This is a genomic window from Serratia sp. TSA_130.1 (assembly GCF_052691795.1).
The window spans coordinates 17,619-26,818 of sequence record NZ_JBQZFS010000008.1 but is presented as its reverse complement, the minus strand read 5'-3'; the positions used below and the strand labels follow the sequence as shown (position 1 = coordinate 26,818).

The following is a 9,200-nucleotide window of genomic DNA, read 5'->3' as shown; positions in this document are numbered from 1 at the left end:
AGAAGGGGAGAGCGCTATAGTAAGGAATATAGCCGTGTCTAAAGAAAAATTTGAACGTACAAAACCGCACGTTAACGTTGGTACTATCGGCCACGTTGACCACGGTAAAACTACCCTGACTGCAGCGATCACCACCGTTCTGGCTAAAACCTACGGCGGTTCTGCACGTGCTTTCGACCAGATCGATAACGCGCCAGAAGAAAAAGCTCGTGGTATCACCATCAACACCTCTCACGTTGAGTATGACACCCCGACTCGCCACTACGCGCACGTTGACTGCCCAGGGCACGCCGACTACGTGAAAAACATGATCACCGGTGCTGCTCAGATGGACGGCGCGATCCTGGTAGTTGCTGCGACTGACGGCCCAATGCCTCAGACCCGTGAGCACATCCTGCTGGGTCGTCAGGTTGGCGTTCCTTTCATCATCGTATTCATGAACAAATGCGACATGGTTGATGATGAAGAGCTGCTGGAACTGGTAGAAATGGAAGTTCGCGAACTGCTGTCCGCGTACGACTTCCCAGGCGACGACCTGCCAGTGATCCGCGGTTCCGCGCTGAAAGCGCTGGAAGGCGAAGCTGAGTGGGAAGCGAAAATCATCGAACTGGCCGAAGCCCTGGACAGCTACATCCCAGAGCCAGAGCGTGCTATCGACAAGCCGTTCCTGCTGCCAATCGAAGACGTATTCTCCATCTCCGGTCGTGGTACCGTTGTTACCGGCCGTGTTGAGCGCGGTATCATCAAAGTTGGCGAAGAAGTTGAAATCGTTGGTATCAAAGACACCGTTAAGTCTACCTGTACTGGCGTTGAAATGTTCCGCAAACTGCTGGACGAAGGCCGTGCTGGTGAGAACGTAGGTGTTCTGCTGCGTGGTATCAAACGTGAAGAAATCGAACGTGGTCAGGTACTGGCTAAACCAGGCTCCATCAAGCCACACACCCAGTTCGAATCTGAAGTGTACATCCTGAGCAAAGATGAAGGTGGTCGTCACACGCCATTCTTCAAAGGCTACCGTCCACAGTTCTACTTCCGTACTACTGACGTGACCGGTACCATCGAACTGCCAGAAGGCGTAGAGATGGTAATGCCAGGCGACAACGTGAACATGGTTGTAACCCTGATTCACCCAATCGCGATGGACGACGGTCTGCGTTTCGCAATCCGTGAAGGCGGCCGTACTGTAGGCGCTGGTGTTGTTGCTAAAGTTATCGCTTAATCGCGAATAATTTTTCGACACAAAAAAGGGCACTTTGGTGCCCTTTTTTTATGCAATTTGTACAAATCTTAATTGAAATAAAAACCATTCCTATTTAGACTCAATGCATTGGTTAAGAAGTGAGTCTCTCTATGTATGTATGTCTGTGTAATGCGGTGACTGACAAAGCGATCCGTAATGCGGTGCGTCAGCACAATCCCCATACCATGAAGCAACTGCGTGAACTTGTGCCGATTGGTACCGATTGTGGAAAGTGCATTCGTCAGGCAAGACAGATTATGGTGGAGGAACGCGGAACTATCATCCCAATGCATGAAGTTGCCTAACAAAGGGTAAGGTTATTTTTGACTCTTGGCTTACAGGTTCTACACTTTTAGAACTGGCCAGGAGGAGTTACCTATGAAAGGCGATAAAAAGATCATTGCTCACCTCAATAAATTGCTCGGCAACGAGCTGGTTGCCATCAATCAATATTTCCTGCACGCCCGCATGTTCAAGAATTGGGGCTTAATGCGCCTCAACGACAAGGAATATCACGAGTCGATCGACGAAATGAAACATGCCGATCGCTACATCGAGCGTATCCTGTTCCTGGAAGGGATACCGAATCTGCAAGATCTCGGCAAGCTGAACATCGGCGAAGACATCGAAGAGATGCTGCGTTCCGATCTGGCGCTGGAGCTGGCGGGCGCCAAGAACCTGCGCGAAGGCATCGCCTATGCCGATTCGATCCACGATTACGTCAGCCGCGATTTGATGATTGAAATCCTGGCCGATGAAGAAGAGCATATCGACTGGCTGGAAACGGAGCTGGATCTGATTGCCCGTCTCGGTATTCAGAACTATGCCCAGGCCCAGATTTTAGAGCGCAAAGAGTAAGCCTTCCGTCCATTCATCATCGTCTCTCCTGCCGGCGGCCGTTTTCTCGGTGGGGCAGGGGAGAGTGTTCCCGCCAAGCCTAATTCATTCCCTGTTCGCCGTGTTAACACGCCAACTGCCACTGAACGCGCAAAAATGACGATTTCCTGAGCATATTTCCAACTGCGGCTTGCTTCCTGGGCCATTTTGCGTATAATGCGCGGGCTTACCTAATCTTGGTAAGCCTGATTTTAGCGAATCAGTCGATTGGCAGGCCTTTTTTGCCTTTCGAACAATACTCCCGATATGGGGGTTATATGTTGACGATTACACTCCCCCATCAATCGAAATGGGTGTGAGGAGTAATTATTTACGTTTATAAATAATTGGAGCTCTGGTCTCATGCAGAACCAAAGAATCCGTATCCGCCTGAAAGCGTTTGATCATCGTCTGATCGATCAATCAACCGCGGAAATCGTCGAGACTGCAAAGCGCACTGGTGCGCAAGTCCGTGGTCCGATCCCGCTGCCAACTCGCAAAGAGCGCTTTACCGTTCTGATCTCTCCGCACGTCAACAAAGACGCGCGCGATCAGTACGAGATTCGCACTCACAAGCGTCTGGTTGACATCGTTGAGCCAACCGAGAAAACCGTTGATGCTCTGATGCGTCTGGATCTGGCTGCCGGTGTAGACGTGCAGATCAGCCTGGGTTAATCAGGTCATTGAGCGATTGAGAGGTTGAAACAATGATTGGTTTAGTCGGTAAAAAAGTGGGTATGACCCGTATCTTCACTGAAGATGGCGTTTCTATCCCAGTAACCGTAATTGAAATTGAAGCGAACCGCGTGACTCAGGTTAAAAGCCTGGACACCGACGGTTACCGTGCCGTTCAGGTTACCACTGGTAGCAAAAAAGCTAACCGTGTAACCAAGCCGGAAGCGGGCCATTTCGCTAAAGCTGGCGTTGAAGCTGGCCGTGGTCTGTGGGAATTCCGCCTGGAAGAAGGTCAAGAATTCGCTGCAGGTCAGGAAATTAGCGTAGAAATCTTCGCTGACGTTAAAAAAGTCGATGTTACCGGTACTTCTAAAGGTAAAGGTTTTGCTGGCACTGTTAAGCGCTGGAACTTCCGTACCCAAGACGCTACCCACGGTAACTCCTTGTCTCACCGCGTTCCGGGTTCTATCGGTCAGAACCAGACTCCGGGCAAAGTGTTCAAAGGCAAGAAAATGGCTGGCCACCTGGGTGATGAGCGCGTAACCGTTCAGAGCCTGGACGTAGTACGTGTTGACGCTGAGCGCAACCTGCTGCTGGTTAAGGGTGCTGTACCGGGCGCAACCGGTGGCAACCTGATCGTTAAACCAGCTGTGAAGGCGTAAGGGGATAGCAATGGAATTAGTATTGAAAGACGCGCAAAGCGCGCTGACTGTTTCCGAAACTACCTTCGGTCGTGATTTCAACGAAGCGCTGGTACACCAGGTTGTTGTTGCTTATGCAGCAGGTGCCCGTCAAGGTACCCGTGCTCAGAAGACCCGTGCTGAAGTAACTGGTTCCGGCAAAAAGCCATGGCGTCAGAAAGGCACCGGCCGTGCGCGTTCAGGTTCTGTAAAGAGCCCGATCTGGCGTTCAGGCGGCGTGACCTTTGCTGCTAAGCCACAGGACCACAGTCAGAAAGTAAACAAAAAGATGTACCGCGGCGCGCTGAAAAGCATCCTGTCCGAACTGGTACGTCAAGATCGTCTGATCGTTGTCGAGAAGTTCTCTGTAGAAGCGCCTAAAACTAAGCTGCTGGCACAGAAACTGAAAGATATGGCTCTGGAAGACGTGCTGATCGTGACCGGTGAACTGGATGAGAATCTGTTCCTGGCAGCTCGCAACCTGTACAAGGTTGACGTGCGCGATGTAGCAGGTATCGATCCGGTTAGCCTGATCGCCTTCGACAAAGTGGTTATGACTGCTGATGCTGTGAAGCAAGTTGAGGAGATGCTGGCATGATCCGTGAAGAACGTTTGCTGAAAGTGCTGCGTGCACCGCACGTATCTGAAAAAGCATCCGCTGCGATGGAAAAAAGCAACACCATCGTTCTCAAAGTTGCCAAAGACGCGACCAAAGCAGAAATCAAAGCTGCAGTGCAGAAACTGTTTGAAGTCGAAGTCGAAGACGTGAACACCCTGGTTGTTAAAGGGAAAGTGAAACGTCACGGTCAGCGTGTTGGTCGTCGTAGCGACTGGAAAAAAGCTTACGTCACCCTGAAAGAAGGCCAGAATCTGGACTTCATCGGCGGCGCAGAGTAAGTCGGAGGAGTAAGAACAATGGCAATTGTTAAATGTAAACCTACATCTCCGGGTCGTCGCCACGTTGTTAAAGTGGTTAACCCTGAGCTGCACAAGGGTAAACCTTATGCCCCGCTGCTGGAAAAACTGAGCAAAAGCGGTGGTCGTAACAACAATGGCCGTATCACCACCCGTCATATCGGTGGTGGCCACAAGCAACATTATCGTCTGGTTGACTTCAAGCGCAACAAAGACGGTATCCCTGCTGTGGTTGAGCGTCTGGAGTACGATCCGAACCGTTCCGCGAACATCGCGCTGGTTCTGTACAAAGACGGCGAACGCCGTTACATCCTGGCGCCGAAAGGCCTGAAAGCTGGTGACCAGATTCAATCTGGCGTTGATGCTGCAATCAAAGCGGGTAACACCCTGCCGATGCGCAACATTCCAGTTGGTTCAACGGTTCACAACGTAGAAATGAAACCAGGCAAAGGCGGCCAGATGGCTCGCTCCGCTGGTGCCTACGTTCAGATCGTTGCTCGTGATGGTTCCTACGTAACTCTGCGTCTGCGCTCCGGCGAAATGCGTAAAGTTCCAGCTGATTGCCGCGCCACCCTGGGTGAAGTCGGTAACGCTGAACACATGCTTCGCGTTCTGGGTAAAGCAGGTGCTGCACGTTGGCGTGGTGTTCGTCCTACCGTTCGCGGTACGGCGATGAACCCGGTAGATCACCCGCACGGTGGTGGTGAAGGTCGTAACTTTGGTAAGCACCCGGTAACTCCGTGGGGCGTTCAGACCAAAGGTAAGAAGACCCGTAGCAACAAGCGTACTGATAAGTTCATCGTACGTCGCCGTAGCAAAAAATAATTAGAGGATAAGCCATGCCACGTTCTCTCAAGAAAGGTCCTTTTATTGACCTGCACTTGCTGAAGAAGGTAGAGAAAGCGGTGGAAAGCGGTGACAAGAAGCCTTTGCGCACTTGGTCCCGTCGTTCAACGATCTTTCCTAACATGATCGGTTTGACCATCGCTGTCCATAATGGTCGTCAGCACGTACCAGTGTTCGTTTCCGATGAAATGGTCGGTCACAAACTGGGTGAATTCGCGCCGACTCGTACTTATCGCGGCCATGCGGCTGATAAAAAAGCTAAAAAGCGCTAAGGTAGGAGGAAGAGATGGAAACTATCGCTAAACATCGCCACGCTCGTTCTTCTGCTCAGAAGGTTCGCCTTGTTGCTGACCTGATTCGCGGTAAGAAAGTGTCGCAAGCTCTGGAAACTCTGACCTACACCAACAAGAAAGCTGCTGGTCTGGTTAAGAAAGTGCTGGAGTCTGCCATTGCTAACGCAGAACACAACGATGGCGCTGACATCGATGATCTGAAAGTTACGAAAATCTTCGTAGACGAAGGCCCAAGCATGAAGCGCATTATGCCGCGTGCAAAAGGTCGTGCAGATCGCATCCTGAAGCGCACCAGCCACATTACTGTGGTTGTGTCCGATCGCTGAGACTCTGGAGACTAGCAATGGGTCAGAAAGTACATCCTAATGGTATTCGCCTGGGTATTGTCAAACCTTGGAACTCTACTTGGTATGCGAATACCAAAGAATTCGCTGACAACCTGGACAGCGACTTTAAAGTTCGTCAATTCCTGACTAAGGAACTGTCGAAAGCTTCCGTTTCTCGCATCGTTATCGAGCGTCCTGCGAAGAGCATCCGTGTGACCATTCACACTGCTCGCCCAGGCATCGTTATCGGCAAGAAAGGTGAAGACGTCGAAAAACTGCGCAAGGTCGTAGCGGACATCGCTGGCGTTCCTGCACAGATCAACATCGCCGAAGTCCGTAAACCGGAACTCGACGCTAAATTGGTTGCTGACAGCATCACTTCTCAGCTGGAACGTCGCGTTATGTTCCGTCGTGCTATGAAGCGTGCAGTACAGAACGCAATGCGTCTTGGCGCTAAAGGTATCAAAGTTGAAGTAAGCGGCCGTCTTGGCGGCGCTGAAATCGCACGTACCGAATGGTACCGCGAAGGTCGTGTTCCATTGCACACTCTGCGTGCGGACATCGACTACAACACATCTGAAGCGCACACCACTTATGGTGTAATCGGCGTTAAGGTATGGATCTTCAAAGGTGAGATCCTGGGTGGTATGGCTGCAGTTGAACAACCGGAACCGGCTGCTCAACCTAAAAAGCAGCAGCGTAAAGGCCGCAAGTAAGGAGAGTCGCTGATGTTACAACCAAAGCGTACAAAATTCCGTAAGGTGCACAAGGGCCGCAACCGTGGTCTGGCGCAAGGTACGGATGTTAGCTTCGGCACTTTCGGTCTGAAAGCTGTTGGCCGTGGCCGTCTGACTGCTCGTCAAATCGAAGCAGCTCGTCGTGCAATGACTCGTGCAGTTAAGCGTCAAGGCAAGATCTGGATCCGTGTATTCCCGGACAAACCGATCACCGAGAAGCCGCTGGAAGTGCGTATGGGTAAAGGTAAGGGTAACGTGGAGTATTGGGTTGCCCTGATCCAGCCTGGTAAGGTCCTGTACGAAATGGACGGCGTGCCAGAAGAGGTTGCCCGCGAGGCATTCAAACTGGCAGCAGCGAAACTGCCGATCAAAACCACCTTTGTAACTAAGACGGTGATGTAATGAAAGCACAAGAGCTGCGTGAAAAAAGCGTTGAAGAGCTGAATGCCGAGCTGCTCAACCTGCTGCGTGAGCAATTCAACTTGCGCATGCAGGCGGCCAGTGGCCAGCTGCAACAAACTCACCTGTTGAAACAAGTGCGTCGTGACGTCGCACGCGTTAAGACTTTACTGACTCAAAAGGCGGGTGTGTAAATGACTGAAGTTATCCGTACCCTGCAGGGTCGTGTTGTTAGCGATAAAATGGAGAAATCCATCGTTGTTGCTATCGAGCGTACTGTGAAGCACCCAATCTACGGGAAATTCATCAAACGTACGACCAAGCTGCACGTACATGACGAGAACAACGAATGTGGTACCGGCGACGTGGTTGAAATCCGCGAATGCCGCCCACTGTCCAAGACCAAGTCCTGGACGTTGGTTCGCGTTGTAGAGAAAGCGATTCTGTAATAGAGTAGCTGGCTCTCACTTAATAAACGGCTCAGAAAATGAGCCGTTTATTTTTTCTACCCATACCAAGTAAGCGGTGTTATAATGCTGCGCCCTCGGTTATGGGGCTTTTCAACGGCCTAATTTTTACTTGGGTCTTTAAAGTAGTAGTTGACATTAGCGGAGCACTAAAATGATCCAAGAACAGACTATGCTGAACGTCGCCGACAACTCCGGTGCACGTCGCGTAATGTGTATCAAGGTTCTAGGTGGCTCGCACCGTCGCTACGCAGGCGTCGGCGACATCATCAAAATTACCATCAAGGAAGCAATTCCTCGCGGTAAGGTGAAGAAAGGCGATGTTCTGAAGGCGGTAGTGGTGCGCACCAAGAAGGGTGTACGTCGCCCGGACGGTTCTGTCATTCGCTTCGATGGCAATGCATGCGTTATTTTGAACAATAACAGCGAGCAGCCAATCGGTACGCGTATTTTTGGGCCGGTAACTCGTGAACTGCGTAATGAGAAGTTCATGAAAATTATCTCTCTGGCACCAGAAGTACTCTAAGGAGCGAACATGGCAGCGAAGATCCGTCGTGATGACGAAGTTATCGTGATTACCGGGAAAGACAAAGGTAAGCGCGGTAAAGTAAAAAATGTCCTGTCTGCTGGCAAGGTCATTGTTGAAGGCATCAACCTGGTTAAGAAACACCAGAAGCCGGTTCCGGCTCTGAACCAACCAGGCGGCATTGTTGAGAAAGAAGCTGCAATTCAGGTTTCTAACATTGCTATCTTCAACGCGGCTACCGGCAAGGCTGACCGTGTAGGCTTTAGATTCGAAGACGGCAAAAAAGTCCGTTTCTTCAAATCTAACAGCGAAACTATCAAGTAATTTGGAGTAATACGATGGCGAAACTGCATGATTACTACAAAGACGAGGTAGTCAAACAACTGATGTCTCAGTTTGATTACAACTCTGTCATGCAAGTCCCTCGGGTCGAGAAGATCACCCTGAACATGGGTGTTGGTGAAGCGATTGCTGACAAGAAACTGCTGGATAACGCAGCAGCGGACCTGGCAGCTATCTCCGGTCAAAAACCGTTGATCACCAAAGCCCGCAAATCCGTTGCAGGCTTCAAAATCCGTCAGGGCTATCCGATCGGCTGTAAAGTAACTCTGCGTGGCGAACGCATGTGGGAGTTCTTTGAGCGTCTGATCTCCATTGCTGTTCCACGTATCCGTGACTTCCGTGGCCTGTCCGCCAAGTCATTCGATGGCCGTGGCAACTACAGCATGGGCGTGCGTGAGCAAATCATCTTCCCAGAAATCGACTACGACAAAGTCGATCGCGTTCGTGGTTTGGATATTACCATTACCACTACTGCGAAATCTGATGATGAAGGCCGCGCGCTGCTGGCTGCTTTTAACTTCCCGTTCCGCAAGTAAGGCAGGGTTACTGATGGCTAAGCAATCAATGAAAGCACGCGAAGTCAAGCGCGTGAAATTAGCTGACAAGTTCTTTGCAAAACGCGCTGAACTGAAAGCTATTATCTCTGATGTGAACGCATCCGATGAAGATCGTTGGAATGCCGTTCTCAAGCTGCAAACTCTGCCGCGTGATTCCAGCCCGTCTCGTCAGCGTAAACGCTGCCGCCAAACTGGCCGTCCACATGGTTATGTGGGCAAATTCGGGTTGAGCCGTATTAAGCTTCGTGAAGCCGCTATGCGCGGTGAAGTACCAGGCTTGAAAAAGGCTAGCTGGTAATTACCAATTGAATCACGGGAGTA

At 50.9% G+C, this 9,200-nt stretch carries 18 protein-coding genes; all 18 read left to right on the top strand.

Annotated features, from left to right (window positions below; all coding sequences use genetic code 11):
* Window positions 1-34: 34 nt before the first annotated feature.
* The 18 genes from tuf (at window position 35) to rpsN (ending at window position 9,177) form a co-directional block, all read left to right on the top strand.
* Window positions 35-1,219 (top strand): elongation factor Tu, encoded by a 1,185-nt coding sequence (gene tuf, locus ACUTQY_RS21865; protein ID WP_015376315.1) that lies wholly within the window; start codon window positions 35-37, stop codon window positions 1,217-1,219.
* Between the two features lie 131 nt (window positions 1,220-1,350).
* Window positions 1,351-1,545 carry a bacterioferritin-associated ferredoxin gene (bfd, locus tag ACUTQY_RS21860; RefSeq protein ID WP_015379266.1) on the top strand — a complete coding sequence of 65 codons (195 nt, stop codon included), beginning with the start codon at window positions 1,351-1,353 and terminating at the stop codon, window positions 1,543-1,545.
* A 73-nt stretch (window positions 1,546-1,618) separates the two neighbouring features.
* A complete protein-coding gene (bfr, locus tag ACUTQY_RS21855; protein WP_033645244.1) occupies window positions 1,619-2,098 on the top strand; it encodes a bacterioferritin in 480 nt (159 codons plus the stop codon).
* Between the two features lie 381 nt (window positions 2,099-2,479).
* Window positions 2,480-2,791, top strand: coding sequence for a 30S ribosomal protein S10 (gene rpsJ, locus ACUTQY_RS21850; protein WP_001181005.1), 312 nt, complete (start codon window positions 2,480-2,482; stop codon window positions 2,789-2,791).
* Window positions 2,792-2,823: 32 nt separating this feature from the next.
* The gene (gene rplC, locus ACUTQY_RS21845; RefSeq protein WP_015379265.1) at window positions 2,824-3,453 is read left to right on the top strand and encodes a 50S ribosomal protein L3; all 630 of its coding nucleotides are present in this window, start codon (window positions 2,824-2,826) and stop codon (window positions 3,451-3,453) included.
* A gap of 10 nt (window positions 3,454-3,463) precedes the next feature.
* Window positions 3,464-4,069, top strand: coding sequence for a 50S ribosomal protein L4 (rplD, locus tag ACUTQY_RS21840; RefSeq protein ID WP_004929779.1), 606 nt, complete (start codon window positions 3,464-3,466; stop codon window positions 4,067-4,069).
* The gene (gene rplW / locus ACUTQY_RS21835; RefSeq protein WP_004951179.1) at window positions 4,066-4,368 is read left to right on the top strand and encodes a 50S ribosomal protein L23; all 303 of its coding nucleotides are present in this window, start codon (window positions 4,066-4,068) and stop codon (window positions 4,366-4,368) included. The genes rplD and rplW overlap by 4 nt, the downstream gene beginning before the upstream one ends.
* A gap of 18 nt (window positions 4,369-4,386) precedes the next feature.
* Complete coding sequence (gene rplB, locus ACUTQY_RS21830; RefSeq protein WP_004929775.1) at window positions 4,387-5,211, top strand: 50S ribosomal protein L2; 825 nt, start codon at window positions 4,387-4,389, stop codon at window positions 5,209-5,211.
* A 14-nt stretch (window positions 5,212-5,225) separates the two neighbouring features.
* Entirely contained in the window at window positions 5,226-5,504 is a 279-nt protein-coding gene (gene rpsS / locus ACUTQY_RS21825; RefSeq protein WP_004929772.1) for a 30S ribosomal protein S19, read from the top strand.
* Window positions 5,505-5,518: 14 nt separating this feature from the next.
* Window positions 5,519-5,851, top strand: a complete 333-nt coding sequence (gene rplV, locus ACUTQY_RS21820) for a 50S ribosomal protein L22 (RefSeq protein WP_002223844.1) — start codon at window positions 5,519-5,521, stop codon at window positions 5,849-5,851.
* A 17-nt stretch (window positions 5,852-5,868) separates the two neighbouring features.
* Window positions 5,869-6,567, top strand: a complete 699-nt coding sequence (gene rpsC / locus ACUTQY_RS21815) for a 30S ribosomal protein S3 (protein WP_004929766.1) — start codon at window positions 5,869-5,871, stop codon at window positions 6,565-6,567.
* Between the two features lie 12 nt (window positions 6,568-6,579).
* Entirely contained in the window at window positions 6,580-6,990 is a 411-nt protein-coding gene (rplP, locus tag ACUTQY_RS21810) for a 50S ribosomal protein L16 (RefSeq protein ID WP_004929764.1), read from the top strand.
* The gene (gene rpmC, locus ACUTQY_RS21805) at window positions 6,990-7,181 is read left to right on the top strand and encodes a 50S ribosomal protein L29 (protein WP_004929762.1); all 192 of its coding nucleotides are present in this window, start codon (window positions 6,990-6,992) and stop codon (window positions 7,179-7,181) included. Before rplP ends, rpmC begins: the two co-directional genes overlap by 1 nt.
* Window positions 7,182-7,436 (top strand): 30S ribosomal protein S17, encoded by a 255-nt coding sequence (gene rpsQ / locus ACUTQY_RS21800; RefSeq protein WP_004929760.1) that lies wholly within the window; start codon window positions 7,182-7,184, stop codon window positions 7,434-7,436. It begins immediately after the preceding gene.
* A gap of 172 nt (window positions 7,437-7,608) precedes the next feature.
* A complete protein-coding gene (gene rplN / locus ACUTQY_RS21795; RefSeq protein ID WP_000613954.1) occupies window positions 7,609-7,980 on the top strand; it encodes a 50S ribosomal protein L14 in 372 nt (123 codons plus the stop codon).
* A 9-nt stretch (window positions 7,981-7,989) separates the two neighbouring features.
* On the top strand, window positions 7,990-8,304 hold the full coding sequence (rplX, locus tag ACUTQY_RS21790) for a 50S ribosomal protein L24 (protein ID WP_004929758.1): 315 nt from the start codon (window positions 7,990-7,992) through the stop codon (window positions 8,302-8,304).
* 14 nt (window positions 8,305-8,318) lie between these two features.
* On the top strand, window positions 8,319-8,858 hold the full coding sequence (rplE, locus tag ACUTQY_RS21785) for a 50S ribosomal protein L5 (protein WP_004929756.1): 540 nt from the start codon (window positions 8,319-8,321) through the stop codon (window positions 8,856-8,858).
* A 13-nt stretch (window positions 8,859-8,871) separates the two neighbouring features.
* Window positions 8,872-9,177: a 30S ribosomal protein S14 gene (gene rpsN, locus ACUTQY_RS21780; RefSeq protein WP_004929754.1), complete on the top strand. Its 306-nt coding sequence runs from the start codon at window positions 8,872-8,874 to the stop codon at window positions 9,175-9,177.
* Window positions 9,178-9,200: the final 23 nt, after the last annotated feature.